The following is an 18,240-nucleotide window of genomic DNA, read 5'->3' on the forward strand; positions in this document are numbered from 1 at the left end:
TAAAAAATATTTTTCAGAATCTGTCACAAAGGCAGAGAGATGTTGTCCAATATAGTAAAAGGACAAGGGGGACGAAATATTGGAATTGTCAAAGGTAAATGAATTAATTGATCCTGCAGCCGGTGGAAATGGTGCTGCTTTGGAAGAGTTGCTTGCAGGGATTCAGGATTTTGTGTTTAATCTTTCTTTGCGAATGCTGGGAACGGTCAGTGATGCGGAGGATGCAACCCAGGAAATACTGATTAAAGTGATGACAAATCTATCCACTTTTCGCAGAGAGAGCAAATTTACAACATGGGTATACCGTATAGCTGTTAATTATCTGATAAACTATAAGAAATCCATGTTTTCCCATCGCCCTCTGAGCTTTGAATACTATGGAAAAGATATAGAAGCCGGCACCGTAGAAAATGCGGATGAGCTGCTTATGGGCGTAAGCAGAGAGGATTTGGCTCTGGAACTTAAGTTGTCATGCACGAACGTTATGCTGCAATGCCTTGACCCGCAAAGCCGCTGTATTTTTGTTCTTGGTACAATGTTCAAAATTGACAGCCGGGTCGCAGGAGAAATCTTACATATGACGCCGGAAAATTACAGACAAAAGCTATGCCGGATCAGACGTAAAATGGCGGAGTTTTTATCCAGCTATTGCGGATTAACAGAGACGGGAATCTGTTCGTGTGACCGCCGGATTGGATATGCAATTCAGCATAACCGCCTTAATCCTGAAAGTTTAGAGTACAGCAGGCTGAAAAAGTATGATGAGGAAGCTTTAATAAGCTATATGGAAAATATGGAGGCTCTTGATGAAAGTGCTATGATTTTTTCTGATCTGCCCGATTATCAGTCTCCTGTGTCTGCAAAAGAGTTTATCAGCCAATTGTTAAAATCGCCTTCCATGAAGGCGATACAGGATTTCTAAAATACGGAGGTCTTACATGGACATTGAAAAAATGATGAAATTCCTTTCGGATCTGGAGAAAAATAATTCTTTTGAATGGATGGCGCAGAATAAAAAGGAATATCAGATTTCAAGAGATATTTTTATTCAGCTTGTTCAAGAATTGATTTTATGCGTTGCAGAAGTCGACCATTCTATCGCTTATTTAGAAGCCAGAGACTTAATATTTAAGCTCAATCGGGACACCCGGTTTGGCAAAGACAAATCACCCTATAATCCCGCTTTCAGAGCGCATATATCATCAGCGGGAAGAGTGCCCATACCTGTGGGATATTTTGTTTTCCTCAGACCCGATAACCGCTCTTTTTTAGGCTGCGGTTTGTTTGCACCGATGTTCAAAACAGCGACAACCATGATTCGGGATCACATATCCCGAAATGGTGGAGAGTTTGAAGAAATAATTACTGCCCCCGAATTCACAAAACACTTTACCGTGATGGGGGAAGCATTAAAAAATGTACCGTCAGGCTATGATGCGAACCATGTCCAGGCTGAATATCTGAAAAATAAAAGCTGGTATTTAGAATATCCTATACCGGATTGTGTGGTTTTAGATGCTGATAAATTTATATGTGAAGCAGTAAAGATTTTTACTCTGATGGAGCCTTTTAATAATTTCTTAAATCGCGGGCTTAAGGGTTTTCAGATGCCGGAAAGGAAAGGGCCTGCCTGATTCGATCGAGAGAAATTCTGGTAAATTTTTATATTACGGTTTTCTGCCTCCTTTGGTATGTGATATAATCCGTTTAGAAGTATTTTACTGCTATAAGAGAATAAATCGCTCAGACAAACCGGTGTTATAATGTTTTGTGCCTGGGCCAAACGAAAGGAATGAAGCTGGTTATGGGAATTACAGTCAGACAGTTTACAAACAAGGATATTAAGGATATGATTGCCATTTGGAATGAGGTAGTTGAAGAAGGAGTCGCCTTTCCTCAGACAGAGTTTTTAGATGAGGAAACGGGCCTGGAGTTTTTTGAAAGCCAGTCATTTACCGGTGTTGCGGTTGAAGAAGAGACGGATACCATTGTGGGTCTGTATATCCTGCACCCCAATAATGTGGGAAGATGCGGCCATATTTCAAATGCCAGCTATGCGGTAAAAAGCGGCCAGAGAGGAAAGAGAATAGGCGAAATACTGGTTTTGCATTGTCTGGAAAAGGGAAAAGAAATTGGCTTTGGGATATTGCAGTTTAATGCAGTGGTAAGCACCAATACGGCAGCTCTGCGCCTGTACAAAAAGCTGGGATTCGTTCAGCTCGGTGTCATTCCCGGAGGCTTTCTCATGAAGGACGGAACCTATCAGGACATTATTCCTCATTATCATACGCTGTAATGATGCATTTCCTCCGAAATAAAATTTGAAAAATATACGGCAGAGGGATTGACTCTCACACTGTGGTATGCTTTAAAGTGAAATTGAGCTCAGAAATACACATATATGTGAGGTGAAACCAATGTTAAAAATAGGAGATTTTTCAAAGTTGTCAAGAATCAGCATCCGTATGCTGCGGCATTATGATGAAATCGGAATCCTCCATCCCGCTGCTGTCGACCATATGACCGGATACCGGCATTACAGCGAAGGGCAGCTTCCCTTAGCCGGAAGAATTCAGGCGTTAAAAGACTTGGGCTTTGGGCTCTCTGTTATCAGGGAAATCCTTGATAAATATGAAGATGCCAGGGAAATGGAGAAGTTTCTTGTGATCAAAAGACAGGAAATGGAAGACGAGGAGCAGGTGCTTCATCAGAGGATACGCCTTCTTGACAATGCCATTGAATGGCTGAGAAAGGATGGGAATATCATGGGATATGACGTTAGCTTAAAGACTCTGCCGAAGCGGTATGCAGCAAGTGTGAGAAAGGTGATCCCCTCTTACGCAGACGAAGGAATGCTGTGGGGAATTCTGATGGAGGAAACAGCGCCCCTTCATATGCAGGATGGGTCCCCCTGCTACACACTGGCAGTTTTTCATGACAGAGAATACAAGGAGCAGGATGTGGATGTGGAGGTTCAGAAATCGGTTGTTGGCACATATGAGGATACGGAGCATGTGAAATTTAAAACAATACCCTCTGTAGAAATTGCCAGCGCTGTTTATAAAGGAAGTTATGAGCAGGTCGGGCAGGTCAATGAGGCGGTTGCCAAGTGGATTCAGGATAATGGATATGAATTTGCAGGGCTTTCTTTCCTCATCTATCATGTGAGCCCTCATGAAACCCAGAATCCGGATGAATACGTGACAGAGGTGTGCTATCCGGTAAAGAAAGGTGAAGATTCATCAAAATCATAGTCAGAAAAAGCGAGCACAAGCCGGGGAGGAATCTCCGGCTTTTTGAATACAGACAGGTTTCGCAAAATATGTGGTAAAGCCGTTATATGCATGGTATAATTTGAAAAATAAGCACGTTTCCTGTAACGGATAAAAAGTATGGGAACACTATTTTTGTATAAACAGAAACAGAAAAAAACGGGAGGAGGAGAACCCTTTGACAAAGCATTTGTCGTTTCAAATGAAGCTGACGCTGGTGTTCATCGTGGCAGCCATGATTGAAGGGGCTATTATTGGGAGCCTCTCTTTTTCCCACAGCAAAGCCATTGTTGTGAAGAATAAAAAGCAGGAAATGTCGGATACCATTAACCGCATTGATATTAACATCAACGTAAAGGTCCGCTATATCATGGAAATACTCGACAATGCGTCTGAGAGCCAGCTCGTTCAGAATGCCTGTATTCCCGGCTGGGACCAGGAGGATGGGGGCGTCACGCGGGCTTATCTTGACGATTACTGCAAAAGCATTATCCGCTCCGTTGGAGAGGACATTGATATTTCCATCATTAATGCTTCCCAGGTGATGTATACGACAGTTGGGCTTAAAGAATCCGTTCCAAAAGCAGTTTCAGAACAGGTTCTGGGCACCTATTATTCTGCCATGGGGAGCAGAAACAATAAAGCGGTGTGGACAGGCATTATGCCCAAGTTGTTTTCCCAGCCGGAAGAAGAGGATCAGGCGGTTACTGTAATACGGGCAGTTCCGAGTGGGGACGGGGAAAAGAATCTGGGAATCGTGATCATGGAACTGGACCCGGACATGTTCAGCAACCTGCTTTTGGGGAACCAGGGGTTGTTTCAATATCAATACTTATTCATCGCAGATCAGAAAGGTCATGTGATCTGCAGCAATCCCAAGGTGAACAACCAGTGGCAGGACGAAATTGACCAGCGTTTTAAAGGGGGAAACCGCCGTTTTGAATTGGAATGGAATGGAAAACAGTATTATGTCTGCGGACAGTATAACGGAATTACAGGCTGGAGGTCTTACTCTGTCATTCCTATAGAAGGATTGTTTCCTCAGGCGCGGGCCTTGAACAGTTCCATATGGCTGGTGGTCCTTGGAAGCGCTTTTGGAAGTGCTGTCGTCATTGCCCTTTTGGTTTACGCCATGGCAAGGCCGATCAAGCGGCTTTCCATGGCAATGGGGCAGGTGCAGAAAGGAGATTTTGCTGTCAGAGTGCCGGGGAACAGGAAAGATGAAATTGGAAAGCTGACGGAATCTTTCAACTACATGTTAGATGAGATCAACACTCTCATCAAACAGGTTTACCAGGAAAAAATTGCACAGAAGAATGCGGAGATTCAGGCTCTCCAGGCCCAGATCAATCCTCATTTTCTTTATAACACCCTGGATTCGGTCAACTGGATGCTGATTGACCGGGAAGAATATGATATCAGCGATATCGTCATTTCCCTGGGAGAATTAATGCGTTACAGCATAGAGGATGAAAATGCTTTCGTTCCTCTTAAAAGGGAAGTGGAATACGTGCTCTGTTATTTGAAAATCCAGAAAAACCGCCTGGAAGACAGGCTGGAATATTCTGTAGAGTCCCAGGAAAGTCTAATGGAAGAAAAGGTTCCTAAACTGATTCTCCAGCCCATTATAGAAAATGCCATAACCCATGGAATTGAGCCGCGAAATAAAAAAGGAACAGTACGCATCTGCATAGAGGATCAGGGGGAAACCATGGTTATTTCCGTAGAAGACAATGGAATCGGCATGACTGAGGACCAGCTTAAGCATTTAAAGGATGAAGTGCCTGACACAGAAAAGGAAGGGCATACGGGAATAGGACTCAGAAATGTGGACCGGAGAATCCGCCTCCACTACGGGGAGCAGTACGGAGTTTCCATAGAAAGCCAATACGGGAAAGGGACTCTGGTGCGCCTGCGAATTCCCAAACCTCCCAGGGAGTCCTCTCTTTCTCCTGGGGACAAATTCACCTTAAGACAGCCTCAGTTTACAGACGAGAAGGGAGAGGGTTTAAAAGATGAAACTGATGATCGTGGATGATGAGCCGAAGATCAGAAAAGGACTTTTTAAACTGTTAAGCGGACAGGAAGGCTGGCAGGTGGTTGGAGTGTACGAAGATGCTCCTTCCGCCTTAAAAGACCTTTATGAACTGGAAGCTGATGTGATCATTACGGATATAAAGATGCCGGAGGTATCGGGCCTGGATTTGATCCGCCAGATACGGGAGAGGAGTTTAAATATCCGAATCATTATCCTCAGCGGATACAGCAATTTCTCCTATGCCCAGAAAGCCATTGAACTGGGAGTGACCAGATATTTATTAAAGCCCACTGACCCAAGGGAGCTTCTTTCCCTGTTAAAGGAAATGGAGCGGGAGCTGATTCCAAAAGCTGCGGAAACAGGCTCTGATGAGAGGCCTGACGGAGAAAATGAGGTGGGAAATCTGCTGGTGGTGAAAGCCATTCAATACATTGAAGTCCATTACGGGGGCAGAATTACCTTAAAGGATATGGCGGAGGAGCTTCATCTGTCCCCCAATTATCTATGCGAGCTCTTTAAGCGCCATACGGGAAAAAATCTCATGGAATACGTGACGGAATACCGGATGCAAAAGGCGAAGACATATTTAAACCATGTGGAATACCGGGTGGGGGAGGTAGCGGAAATGGTGGGCTATAAGGAGGCGAAATATTTTAGCAGTGCCTTTAAAAAGGCGTATGGGATGACACCTCTGGAGTACCGGAACAGGCGGTAGACCGGCTTTATATTATTTTGCAAAAGGCAGGAAAAATGACGAAAAATCATCTCCTGTCTTTATTTTATTTATACATAATCACAAAGAACATAATATTTTGGAATAAATAGTAATCTGATAGAATTGTGATGAATGTGAAAGAATGATAATCTATTGATACAAAGATTGGGAAACGTCGGTGAACCGTACCAATCAAAAGCAAGTGTCAGATATTAATGAAGGTAAACCAAAAGAGGAGGAATTTATTCATGAAGAAAAGGTTTGGCACATCACTCATTGCAGCGGCAATGGCGGCGGCTCTCGTATTAAGCGGCTGCGGTTCTTCAAAGCAGGCAGAGACTACAGCAGGAACGAGCGCAGAGACAAAGGCAGAGGCAGGAACCAAAGCGGCCGCAGAAACAAAGGCGGCGGCAGACAAAAAGAGCGCGGCGGATTATAAGATCGTCCTGATCCTTCCAGGCCCCATCAATGACCAGAGCTGGAATGCCACAAACTATGCAGGACTTGTTGCTTGCAACGAGAACCTGGGAACCAAGATGGAATACGTGGAAAATGTACAGGCTTCCGACTATGAATCAACCTTCCGGGAGTATGCAGAACGGGGCTATGATCTGGTGATGGCAGCGGGCTCCCAGTTTGATGAGGCAGTGGCGGCAGTTGCCCCCAATTACACTGATACCACATTTTGCGTGGTAAACGGTTCCAAGTATGACGGAGACAATGTGGCTCCCATTTTCCCCAAAGAGTATGAAGCCAGTTATATCGCTTCCATCATCGCAGGAAATGTGACGGAAAACGGAAACTTCGCCACCATCGGCGGATTCCCCAATGAGCCAATGGAGCATCTGATGGATGTATATGAGAAGAATTCTGTTGACATTGCAGCGAGCCGGGGCATTTCCGGTGCAAAGGCTACGAGAGCTTATGCCAATAGCTGGAATGACGTTGCCCTTGGAAAGCAGATGGCAGAGCAGATGATTGACAATGGAGCGGACACCTTATTCGTATACGCCAACGAGGTTGGGCTTGGAAGCATTGAAGCAGCCAAGGCAAAGGGCGCTAAGTTCATCGGCTTTTCCAGCGACCAGACCACCATTGATCCTGACACGGTAGTGGCTTCCGTTAACTTTGATTTTACCAATTTCTACACCTGGGCTTTAGGCCTTTATATGGAAGGCGGACTTGCCGGAAACAGGGTTCATGAGGCAGGTATCAGCGAGGATATTTTTGTACCCGTATATACGGATCACATTTCTCAGGAAATAAGAGATGCAGTTGACAAGGGAATTGAGGAATTTAAAGAAGGAAAAGTTGATTTACAGGCTCTGTTTGAAAAATAAGGGATAAGGGTCAGGCTGCTGCAGTTAAAAAGAAAAATGTTTAATTGCAGCAGCTTTTTGCTTTGAAAAAGGAGGTACTTTGTGGATACACCGTTTTTTGAATTAAAGAATGTATCAAAATATTTTGCCAGAGTGGTGGCAAACAAGGATATTTCTTTTTCTGTAAACAGGGGAGAGGTACTGGCGCTGTTAGGAGAAAACGGGGCGGGAAAAAGTACGGTCATGAAAATTCTCTACGGCCTTTACCGGGCTGATGAAGGGCAGATTCTCATGGATGGGAAGGAACAGAAAATCACTTCCCCAAAGGATGCCATGGCTCTTGGAATCTCCATGATACAGCAGCATTTTTCCCTGGTGCCTGCCCACACAGTGACGGAAAATATCATTCTGGGCAATGTAAAAGGCGTTATTGATTATGCGCAGTGCAGGAAAGAGGTAGAGGAGCTGTCAAGGCAGTACGGTTTTGACATTCCAGTGGATGCAAAAGTCGGGGACCTGGCAGTGGGTGTGCAGCAGAAGGTGGAAATCCTCAAGGCTCTGTATTTAAAGACAAGCCTTTTGATCATGGATGAGCCCACCGCGGTTTTAACGCCTCAGGAGGCCGACACGCTGATGGAGTTTGTCAAGGAATACGTTTCCAAGGGAAATTCCGTCATCTTTATCACCCATAAAATGAAAGAAGTCATGAAGGTGGCAGACCGGATCGTGGTCATGCGGGGCGGGCGGCTTACCGGAGACTTATCTGCAAAGGATACCGATGAAGTGGCTCTTGCCAGACTGATGATGGGAAAAGAGCTGACCGTCGCAAAGCGGGAACGAGGCAAGGTGAATTTGCCCGGAGGGCAAAGAGAGGGCCCCCTGGGGGGTGAGGCTGAAAAGGAAAAAAAGGTCTGTCTGGAACTGTCCTCCGTTACCGTACAGCGCAAAGGAGAAACGCCGGTTTTAAGCGATTTGTCCTTTCAGATCATGGAAGGTGAGATTTTCGGAGTGGCAGGAGTCAGCGGAAACGGCCAGGAAGAGCTGTGCCAGGTGATCAGCGGGGCCCTTCCGATTACTTCCGGAAAGGTGTTTTTAGGCGGAGATGATATTACAGGAACTTCTGTCAGGGAGCGCATTGACTTAGGAATCGGATATGTTCCGGTTGACCGCTACCGGGATGCGATGGTAGGGGAGATGACTCTGGCTGAAAATATGATGCTGAAGACCAGCTTTGATAAGAAATGGACGACTCACGGTTTTTTAAATAAGAAAAAACTTCAAAATGACACCCAGAAAGCCATTGAAGAATTTGACATCAAGGCACCGGGGCCTGATGCCCAGATCAGAGGTTTGTCAGGAGGCAATCAGCAGAAGGTCATTCTGGCAAGGGAAGTGGGAAATGCAGGAAAGGTACTGGTCATGGACCAGCCCACCAGAGGCCTTGACTTAGGAGCCATCAATAACATTCACAACAACATCCTGGCTGAGGCCCATAATGGAAAGGGAATCCTCCTGGTATCCACAGAGCTGTCGGAGATTTTCCAGCTTTGTGACAGGATTGCCGTCATTTACAAAGGGACTTTTATGGGAATTTACGATCACGGCCAGTTGAGTACAGAGCGGATCGGTCTTTTGATGGCCGGATACAAAGAGGAAAAGGAGGCATAGCAGATGAATGCAAAAATCAGGGATATGATCGTGACAAATGCCATTGCCATTGCCGCCGGATTAGGGCTTAGCGGATTGATGCTTCTGCTGCTGGACATCAATCCGGCAGAAGTATTTGTATACTCCTTGAAAACCATGTTTACAGATAAGTATACCATGGGAGAAGTGTTTTTAAAGGCAACACCTCTCATTTTTACGGCATTGGCTTTTGCTTTTACTTATAAGGCGAACTTGTTTAACATCGGAGCCCAGGGGCAGTTTTACATGGGTTCCATTGCAGCCATTTCTCTGTCCCTCAGACTTGACGGAAAGGTTCCGGGGCCCGTTCTTCTGATCCTTGTCTGCCTTGCAACGGCATTGGCCGGAGGGCTTACAGGGGCTTTGATCGGATTTTTAAAGGCCAGGTATAAGGCCAATGAATTTCTGGTCAGCATGATGTCCACTTATGTGGCTCTTGCCATTATGAACTATTTGCTGCGCACCTTTTTAAAGGAGTCCAAAGGGGAGTACCCCCAGACCGACGCCATCACAAAAGCTGCATGGCTTCCTTCTATTATAAAGGGTACCAGACTCCATGCGGGATTTATCCTGGCAGTCTGTGTTGCCATCGGAATCTGGGTGCTGCTTTATAAGACACCTTTGGGATATCGGATCAGGGCAGTGGGGAGCAATGCTTCTGCGGCCAGGATGTCGGGAATCAATTCCAGTAGAATTTTTGTGACGGCATTTTTTATCAGCGGTGCTCTGGCGGGAATGGCCGGGTTTACCGAGGTCAACGGTGTGCAGCATATGCTGATTCAGGACTTTAATACAGGCGTAGGCTCTGCGGGACTGGGTATTGCCATATTGGCTAATGCCAATCCCATCGGCATCATTTTTGCCTCCATCTTATTTGGAGCCTTGGGCGTTATGGGTAATCTGATGGGCCGTATGCCGGGGGTCAATGTTCCTGCCAGCATTGTGGACTTAATGCAGGGATTTGTTATGCTGTTCGTTATCGTATCCTATTTCTTCCGGCATTATATGGAAATCAGGAGAGAGAAACGCAAGCTGCAAAACCCTGTCTCTGCCCGCAGGGCAAATTCACCTTAAGGAGGGCGAAAATGGTTATGATCGTAAGCTTATTAAAACGCGCACTGATGATGAGCACTCCTTTGCTGCTGGGCTCCATTGCCGAAGTGATTGCAGAGCGTTCCGGCATGATGGTAACGGCCATTGAAGGGATATTTCTCATGGGAGCCTGGGGCGGATTTGTGGGGACTTATCTCACGGGAAGCCCATTGATCGGCATTTTGGCGGCCATGGCTTCCGGGCTTACGGCAGCGGCTGTTTACGGTGTGGTCTGCATTTTCTTAAAACAGCACCAGGTTGTGACTGGAACGGCCATCAACGTGCTGGCAGCCGGGGTCTGCACTTATCTCCAGCGTGTGCTCTTTGGAATCCCCACTACGCCTTTAAAAATCAGCCCTTTGCCTGAGATTGCCATTCCGCTTCTCAGTAAGATTCCTGTTGTGGGGCCGGTTTTCTTCCAGCAGAATATATTGACTTACGCCGTATATTTACTCATTCCTGCCTCTTATTTTCTGCTCTTTAAGACCTCTCTGGGTCTGACCATCCGTTCCACCGGAGAAAATCCGGAGGCAGTGGATGTGGCAGGTATTCACGTCAATGCAGTCCGCTTTTTTACGGTGCTGTTGGCCGGAATGCTGGGAGGCGTTGCAGGTGCCTTTTATTCCGTGGGATATTTGGGAATGTTCACCACCAATATGATAGGAGGCCGCGGCTGGATCGCTTTTGCCATCTGTTTTTTGGGCAACTGGAACCCCAAGGGTGCGGTGGCAGGCACAGTGGTATTCGGATTTACAGAGGCCATTGCCATCTATATGCAGTCGGTGGGTGGAGGGAGCTATTTCCCCAATGAATTATTCATCGCACTGCCTTATATCCTGACCATTGTTCTTACAGTGTCCAGAAAGAATTTCAACGTGCCGGCCAGGCTGGGAACGGCATACAGCAAGGAAAATTAAACAGAAAATTAAATACTGAATTCAGAAGGCATCCTTTGACCGGAAATCGCATATAAACCGGTTAAAGGGTGCCTTTTTACCCATTTTTAGGGAATAATGGAAAATATTGTTACAAAGCCTCTAATACTCCATATAAAATGAAATTTATTTGAAATTATCCTTGCTATTTCCGCCTAAATGTACTAGAATTAAGGTACAAGTGGTGGAAAGTGGTACGAAGTGGTAGAAAATGGAGGGAATGTGGTTTAAACCCTCGGTGTACAAGCAGGTGATTGATATGTTCATGGGTGAATACAATCATACAGTCGATACAAAGGGACGTCTCATTGTCCCATCGAAGTTCAGAGAGCAGCTTGGAGAAGAATTCGTCGTGACGAAGGGCTTGGACGGCTGTCTATTTGTGTATGATAATAAAGAGTGGACCGCCCTGGAAGAGAAGTTAAAAAGCCTGCCGCTGACCAACACCAATGCCAGAAAGTTTTCCAGATTCTTCCTGGCCGGAGCTTCCTCCTGCGAGGTGGACAAGCAGGGAAGAATCCTGCTTCCATCGGTTTTAAGAGAACATGCGGGCATTGACAAAGATGCAGTGCTTGTAGGCGTGGGAAGCCGTATTGAAATCTGGAGCAAGGATGCATGGACGGCAGCCAATACGTATGATGATATGGAAGAAATCGCGGAAGCTATGGAAGGACTTGGTATATGATGTTTGAACACAAGTCAGTGCTGCTTTATGAGACCATTGACAGCCTGAATGTAAAGCCGGACGGAATTTATGTGGACGGCACCCTGGGAGGCGGCGGACATGCCCTGGAGGTATGCAGACGTCTGGGAGAACACGGAAGATTAATCGGAATTGATCAGGATGCGGATGCCATTAAGGCTGCTGCAGAACGGTTGAAGGATTACAAGGATAAGGTAACAATCGTAAGAAGCAATTACGAAAACATACAGACGGTATTAGATGACTTAGGGATTAAAAGGGTGGACGGAATTTACTTAGACCTGGGAGTATCCTCTTACCAGCTTGATATGCCGGAAAGAGGATTTACTTACCGGGAGGATGACGCTCCCCTGGATATGCGGATGGACCAGAGAAAGGAACAGACCGCAGCCGACATCATCAATACCTACAGTGAATTTGATCTGTACCGGATCATAAGAGATTACGGAGAAGATAAATTTGCAAAGAACATTGCAAAACACATTGTAAAAAACAGAGAAGCCGGCCCCATAAGGACCACAGGGGAGCTGACGGAGATTATTAAGGCAGCGATTCCGGCAAAGGTTAGGGCAGTGGGAGGACACCCCTCCAAGAGAACATTTCAGGCCATCCGGATTGAACTGAATCAGGAGCTGGAGGTTCTCAGCCGTTCCATTGACGGGATGATCGATTTACTGAATCCGGGAGGGCGGCTTTCCATTATTACATTCCATTCCTTAGAGGACCGGATTGTAAAGACGAGATTTAAAACCAATGAAGACCCATGTACCTGTCCCAGGGACTTTCCAATCTGTGTCTGCGGAAAGAAGAGCAAGGGAAAGGTCATCACGAGAAAACCGATTGTACCAGACGAAGAAGAGATAGAAGGAAACAAACGAGCAAAGAGTTCAAAGCTTCGCGTCTTTGAACGAAACTGAGAGGGAGGAAAAGAAAGTGGCTGCAAGAAGAAATGTGCGTTCTTATGGAAATACCGCTTATGTACAGGGAAATACTGTCCGTAAGGCCATGCCGGCTTCCATGCCGGTACATACACCAGATAAAGCCCGCCGGCCTGTCGTCAATCACCAGGTCAGACGAAATCAGGAAAAAGCCTTGCAGATGGATCTTCCCTACGTTGTTTTAATGACTTTTGCCGTAGTTATCACTCTGGCTTTCTGCGTGCATTATCTGCACCTGCAGTCTTCCATTGCGGCCAGCATTCATGTTATTGAGTCCAAGGAGGCAGAGCTGGAAAAGCTGAAAGCTGAAAATGATGCATTGGAAATGAGTATTAATACTTCCGTTGATCTGGACCACGTATATAAAGTGGCGACAGAGGAACTAGGTATGGTCTATGCCAATAAGGATCAGATCCTTCACTATGATAAAACGGAAAGTGAGTATGTAAGACAGAATGAGGACATCCCGAAACATTAACAGAAAACGAAATAAAAAGAATAAGGTATTCCCTCGTTATATGCAGGAGAAGCTGGCGATTACTGTTCTGGTAATTACGCTGGCTTTGTTTGCATTGGTAATGAGCCTTTATAATCTGATGACAAAGAAAAAGGACGATTTCAACCAGATCGTTTTATCCCAGCAGGAGTATGACAGCCGGGTCATTCCCTTCCGGAGGGGGGACATTTTAGACCGGAACGGAACTTATCTGGCGACAAGCGAAAAGGTCTACAACCTGATCCTGGACCCCAAGCAGATCATGTCAGATGCGGAAGCCTATTTAGAGCCATCGGTGGCTGCCTTGACGGAATGCTTTGGATATGACCGGACGGAAATCATGAACCTGATCCAGGAGAAAAAGGATAAGCAGTATGTCCGCTATGCAAAGCAGTTAACCTATACGGATAAGGAAAATTACGAAAAGTATAAAGAAGAAAAGTCAAAGGAACTAAAGAGCAGCCGCAAAGCCATCAAGGGAATCTGGTTTGAGGATGAGTATAAGAGAGTATACCCCTATAATTCCATGGGCTGCAACATCATCGGCTTTGCCAACGGGGATGGGATGGATGGAACCGGAGGCATTGAGCAGTTTTACAATACCACCCTCATGGGAACCAACGGAAGAGAATACGGCTATTTAAATGACGACTCCAACTTGGAACGGGTGATCAAGCCTGCCTCTAACGGAAATACAGTGGTTTCCACCATGGATGCCAATGTGCAGAAAATCGTGGAAAAGTACATCAGCGAATGGGAGCAGCAGACAGGCAGCAAGCGGGTAGGCGTGGTGGTCATGGACCCCAATAACGGAGAAGTTCTCGCCATGGCAAATGACAAGGCCTTTGACTTAAACAATCCCCGTGAGCTTCGGCCTGAATACACTGCACAAGTGCTGCGGGAACTGGGGATCAAAGAAGCTATTGACGATTACAAGAGAAAGAATAAAAATGCCCAGCCTCTGACTCCGGAAACAGTACCGGACCACTACAGCAGTGAGGAGATCATTTCCCTGGGAACCCAGGTGGCGTGGAATCAGACGTGGCGTAACTTCGCCATCAGTGACGGCTATGAGCCGGGGTCAACGGAAAAGATATTTACGGTTTCCGCAGCCCTGGAAGAAGGAGCCATTACAGGCCATGAAACTTATGAGTGCAACAAATTCCTGGAAGTGGGAGGCCATAAAATCAACTGTGCCAGCCGCTACGGCCACGGCTTAATCACGGTGGAAGAAGGCCTTATGAAGTCCTGCAACGTGGTCATGATGCGGATTGCCCAGCAGATGGGAAAGGATAAATTCTACAAATACCAGAAGATGTTTGGATTTGGTTCCAAGACAGGAATCGATCTGCCGGGAGAGGCCGATAACAAGGCTCTTATGTATACGGCGGAAACAGCCGGCCCCACAGACCTTGCAACCAATTCCTTTGGACAGAACTTTAACAGCACCATGATTCAGATGGCTGCCGCTTACTCTTCTGTTATAAACGGAGGTTCTTATTATGAGCCTCATGTGATGAAGCAGATTCTCAATGAGCAGGGAGCCGTTGTGAAAAAGGCGGAGCCTGTACTGGTGAGGGAAACCGTATCAGAATCCACCTCCCGATTCATCAATGAAGCCCTGTTTAAAACGGTCAATGTGGAGGGCGGAACCGGAGGCGCTGCCAAGGTCACCGGATATAAAGTTGCCGGAAAGACAGGAACTGCGGAGAAGATTCCCAGGGATAAGATCAACTACCTGGTTTCTTTTTTAGGCTATGCTCCTTCCGACAATCCCCAGGTGCTTGTATACGTGGTGGTTGATGAGCCTCACGTGGATGATCAGCCTCACAGCACTTATGCCAGCGGTATTTTCCAGAAGATCATGACAGACATTCTTCCTTATTTAAATGTGTTTCCTGACAGTGATGCACAATCCCAGCTTCCTTCCGAGGAAGAGGCAAAACTGCCTGATCAGGAGGGAATCACCAGCGAGACACAGGACGCTCCCGGAGAAGAGAGTACAGCGGGAGAAGAAGACCCAAGTACGGCTCCTACTATGGAAAATGGAGAACAGGTTCCTGAGGAGTATTTAAATCCATCGGAAGAGTATGTAAACCGCAATGAGGAAGACGATGGGTCCAATCTGCCGGCTGCCCTTCCAAGCCAGTCGGGACATGAGTAAACTGCTCTAAAAGCTCATAAAAAGTCCGCAAATTCATATACTGTAATAATGATGACAGCGGAGCAGCATATGAATTCAAATAAGACTCATCACAGAGAGAAAATAGCCCTCCTGTTTTTCCTGTTATTTCTTGCCGTGACAGGACTTATGGGGCGGCTTATTTTTCTAATGGTCTACCGTTCCGAGCATTACAGCGCAATGGCGGAGGACCTTCACCAGAGGGAGAGAACCATCAAGGCGGCCAGAGGGAATATCATAGATGCCAACGGCACGGTCATTGCCACCAACCGGACAGTCTGTACCATATCGGTCATACACAACCAGATCAGGAAACCGGATGAGGTGGTGGAGATTCTTTCCAGAGAACTGGGGCTTAAACCGGAAGAGGTCCGCAAGAAGGTGGAAAAGTACAGCTCCAGGGAGATTATTAAGACAAATGTAGACAAGGCTTTAGGCGATCAGATACGAACGTATCATCTGGCCGGGGTCAAGGTGGATGAGGATTACAAGCGTTACTATCCCTACGATACTCTGGCTTCCACAGTCCTGGGATTTACAGGAGGGGATAACCAGGGAATCATCGGCCTGGAGGTGAAGTATGAAGAATACTTAAAAGGCCAGAACGGGAAAATCTTAACCATGTCCGATGCTGCGGGAGTGGAAATTGAAAATGAGGCAGAGGACAGAATTGAACCTGTGGCAGGACAGGATCTTTACATCAGCCTGGATGTGAATATTCAACGGTACTGCGAACAGGCTGCCTATCAGACCCTGGAGAAAAAGGGCGCAAAAAGGGTGTCGATTATTGCCATGAATCCGCAAAACGGGGAAATTATGGCCATGGTCAATGCCCCGGAATTTAACTTAAACGATCCTTTTGCCTTAAGTGCCGATATCCCGGCTCCGGCTTCTGAAAAAGAACGGCAGAACCTGTTAAACCAGATGTGGAGAAACCCCTGCATCAACGATACGTATGAGCCCGGCTCCACCTTTAAGATTGTGACGGCCGCCGCAGGTTTAGAAGCGGGAGTGGTGAGGCTGGAGGACCGTTTTTCCTGTCCGGGCTTTCGGATTGTGGAGGACAGAAAAATCCGGTGTCACAAGGTGGGAGGCCATGGTTCCGAGGATTTCCTCCACGGCATGATGAACTCCTGCAACCCTGTGCTGATCGATGTGGGACAGCGTCTTGGCGTTGACCAGTATTACAAGTATTTTGAGCAGTTCGGCTTAAAGGGGAAGACAGGAATCGACCTTCCGGGAGAGGCATCTACCATTATGCACAAAAAGGATAATATGGGCCTTGTGGAGCTGGCGACGGTTTCTTTCGGCCAGTCCTTTCAGATCACCCCTATGCAGCTCATTACGACAGCTTCTTCCATCGTAAACGGCGGAAACAGGGTCACTCCTCATTTTGGTTTAAAAGCGGTCACCTCTGACGGGAAAGGGGTTCATTCCTTTGACTACCCGGTAAAGGAGGGAATCCTTTCCAAGGAAACCAGCGAGACCATGCGCTATATTCTGGAGCAGGTAGTGGCCGAAGGAAGCGGTAAAAAAGCAGGTGTGGAGGGCTTTCGCATCGGAGGAAAGACAGCCACTTCTGAAAAGCTTCCAAGAAGCTTAAAAAAGTATATTTCTTCCTTTATCGGATTCGCTCCGGCCAATGATCCCAAGGTCATTATCCTCATTACCATCGATGAACCGGAGGGGATTTATTACGGCGGAACCATAGCTGCACCGGTGGTTGGAGACATTTTTAAGAATATTCTTCCATACCTGGGAATTGATCCAGAAGAGGAAAAAACTGTATCCTCCTTTCGAATCTATAGTTGATTATTCGGAAAAAAAGACGTATACTACTTATTGTGTACCAGGGATTTTAACGTACAATACATAAAATATTGAGGTGTGACATGATTAACGAAACCATTCTGGCGATCATCATAGCATTTGCCATCAGCGCCATACTTTGCCCCATAGTAATACCATTTCTTCACAGGCTGAAATTTGGTCAGGAGGTCCGGAAAGAGGGACCGGAAAGCCATTTGAAAAAGCAGGGAACCCCCACCATGGGCGGACTGATTATATTGACCAGCATCATCATTACCTCCCTGTTTTATGTGAGGGACTATCCGAAGATCATACCTGTACTCTTTGTGACCGTGGGATTTGGAATTGTGGGCTTTCTCGATGACTATATCAAGATCGTTATGAAGCGCTCAGAAGGGCTGACCCCTATTCAGAAGATGGCGGGGCAGTTAATCATCACAGGAATTTTTTCTTATTACCTGATTCATTCAAATGACGTGGGAACGGGAATGCTCCTTCCCTTTACAGGCGGATTTAATACGGGACTGTATTTGAATCTGGGCATATTTTTTGTGCCGGCTGTGTTTTTCATTGTAATCGGAACCGACAACGGAGTGAATTTTACAGACGGCTTAGACGGTCTTTGCACCAGCGTGACCATTCTGGTGGCAACGTTTCTGACTGTCGTAGCCATTGGGGAAAATACCGGCATCAGCCCCATTACCGGTGCGGTGGTGGGAAGTCTTTTGGGCTTTCTTCTCTTTAACGTCTACCCGGCAAGGGTGTTTATGGGAGATACCGGCTCCCTTGGCCTGGGAGGTTTTGTGGCTTCCAGCGCCTTTATGATGCAGCTTCCGATTTTTATTGCGATTATCGGATTTGTTTATCTGGTTGAAGTGCTATCGGTCATCATTCAGGTGACTTATTTTAAACGAACAGGCGGAAAACGGATTTTTAAGATGGCCCCCATTCACCACCATTTTGAACTTTCGGGCTGGTCGGAGACAAGGGTAGTGGCTGTATTTGCCATTGTGACCGCCCTGCTCTGCCTGTTTGCATACCTTGGATTATAGGAG

General features: G+C 46.5%; 16 protein-coding genes. All 16 read left to right on the forward strand.

All coding sequences use genetic code 11. The features are described 5' to 3' along the window. The first annotated feature begins 79 nt into the window (after nucleotides 1–79). The 16 genes from QM657_RS11970 (at nucleotide 80) to mraY (ending at nucleotide 18,237) form a co-directional block, all read left to right on the forward strand. The gene (locus QM657_RS11970) at nucleotides 80–922 is read left to right on the forward strand and encodes an RNA polymerase sigma factor (protein WP_415066896.1); all 843 of its coding nucleotides are present in this window, start codon (nucleotides 80–82) and stop codon (nucleotides 920–922) included. 16 nt (nucleotides 923–938) lie between these two features. Next, complete coding sequence (locus QM657_RS11975) at nucleotides 939–1,634, forward strand: DUF2461 domain-containing protein (RefSeq protein ID WP_415066897.1); 696 nt, start codon at nucleotides 939–941, stop codon at nucleotides 1,632–1,634. Nucleotides 1,635–1,804: 170 nt separating this feature from the next. Continuing rightward, nucleotides 1,805–2,296 carry a GNAT family N-acetyltransferase gene (locus QM657_RS11980; protein WP_415066961.1) on the forward strand — a complete coding sequence of 164 codons (492 nt, stop codon included), beginning with the start codon at nucleotides 1,805–1,807 and terminating at the stop codon, nucleotides 2,294–2,296. Nucleotides 2,297–2,417: 121 nt separating this feature from the next. After that, nucleotides 2,418–3,254 (forward strand): MerR family transcriptional regulator, encoded by an 837-nt coding sequence (locus QM657_RS11985; protein ID WP_415066898.1) that lies wholly within the window; start codon nucleotides 2,418–2,420, stop codon nucleotides 3,252–3,254. 196 nt (nucleotides 3,255–3,450) lie between these two features. Next, nucleotides 3,451–5,310, forward strand: coding sequence for a cache domain-containing sensor histidine kinase (locus QM657_RS11990; RefSeq protein WP_415066899.1), 1,860 nt, complete (start codon nucleotides 3,451–3,453; stop codon nucleotides 5,308–5,310). After that, nucleotides 5,288–6,025 carry a response regulator transcription factor gene (locus tag QM657_RS11995; RefSeq protein WP_415066900.1) on the forward strand — a complete coding sequence of 246 codons (738 nt, stop codon included), beginning with the start codon at nucleotides 5,288–5,290 and terminating at the stop codon, nucleotides 6,023–6,025. The genes QM657_RS11990 and QM657_RS11995 overlap by 23 nt, the downstream gene beginning before the upstream one ends. A gap of 248 nt (nucleotides 6,026–6,273) precedes the next feature. Beyond that, a complete protein-coding gene (locus QM657_RS12000; protein WP_415066902.1) occupies nucleotides 6,274–7,365 on the forward strand; it encodes a BMP family protein in 1,092 nt (363 codons plus the stop codon). 81 nt (nucleotides 7,366–7,446) lie between these two features. Further along, on the forward strand, nucleotides 7,447–9,012 hold the full coding sequence (locus tag QM657_RS12005; protein ID WP_415066903.1) for an ABC transporter ATP-binding protein: 1,566 nt from the start codon (nucleotides 7,447–7,449) through the stop codon (nucleotides 9,010–9,012). A gap of 3 nt (nucleotides 9,013–9,015) precedes the next feature. Next, nucleotides 9,016–10,104, forward strand: a complete 1,089-nt coding sequence (locus tag QM657_RS12010) for an ABC transporter permease (protein WP_415066904.1) — start codon at nucleotides 9,016–9,018, stop codon at nucleotides 10,102–10,104. A 17-nt stretch (nucleotides 10,105–10,121) separates the two neighbouring features. Further along, complete coding sequence (locus QM657_RS12015) at nucleotides 10,122–11,039, forward strand: ABC transporter permease (RefSeq protein ID WP_415066962.1); 918 nt, start codon at nucleotides 10,122–10,124, stop codon at nucleotides 11,037–11,039. Between the two features lie 277 nt (nucleotides 11,040–11,316). Then, a complete protein-coding gene (gene mraZ, locus QM657_RS12020; protein ID WP_415066963.1) occupies nucleotides 11,317–11,742 on the forward strand; it encodes a division/cell wall cluster transcriptional repressor MraZ in 426 nt (141 codons plus the stop codon). After that, nucleotides 11,739–12,677 carry a 16S rRNA (cytosine(1402)-N(4))-methyltransferase RsmH gene (gene rsmH, locus QM657_RS12025; protein WP_415066905.1) on the forward strand — a complete coding sequence of 313 codons (939 nt, stop codon included), beginning with the start codon at nucleotides 11,739–11,741 and terminating at the stop codon, nucleotides 12,675–12,677. Before mraZ ends, rsmH begins: the two co-directional genes overlap by 4 nt. A 16-nt stretch (nucleotides 12,678–12,693) precedes the next feature. After that, nucleotides 12,694–13,176 carry a cell division protein FtsL gene (locus tag QM657_RS12030; protein WP_415066906.1) on the forward strand — a complete coding sequence of 161 codons (483 nt, stop codon included), beginning with the start codon at nucleotides 12,694–12,696 and terminating at the stop codon, nucleotides 13,174–13,176. A 40-nt stretch (nucleotides 13,177–13,216) separates the two neighbouring features. Beyond that, entirely contained in the window at nucleotides 13,217–15,358 is a 2,142-nt protein-coding gene (locus tag QM657_RS12035; protein WP_415066907.1) for a peptidoglycan D,D-transpeptidase FtsI family protein, read from the forward strand. A 69-nt stretch (nucleotides 15,359–15,427) separates the two neighbouring features. Further along, entirely contained in the window at nucleotides 15,428–17,188 is a 1,761-nt protein-coding gene (locus QM657_RS12040; protein WP_415066908.1) for a peptidoglycan D,D-transpeptidase FtsI family protein, read from the forward strand. Nucleotides 17,189–17,268: 80 nt separating this feature from the next. Next, nucleotides 17,269–18,237, forward strand: a complete 969-nt coding sequence (gene mraY, locus QM657_RS12045) for a phospho-N-acetylmuramoyl-pentapeptide-transferase (protein WP_415066909.1) — start codon at nucleotides 17,269–17,271, stop codon at nucleotides 18,235–18,237. Nucleotides 18,238–18,240 lie beyond the last annotated feature (3 nt).

Origin of the sequence: Lacrimispora sp. (assembly GCF_047605665.1) — a bacterium.
In the GTDB taxonomy this organism is placed as follows: domain Bacteria; phylum Bacillota; class Clostridia; order Lachnospirales; family Lachnospiraceae; genus Lacrimispora.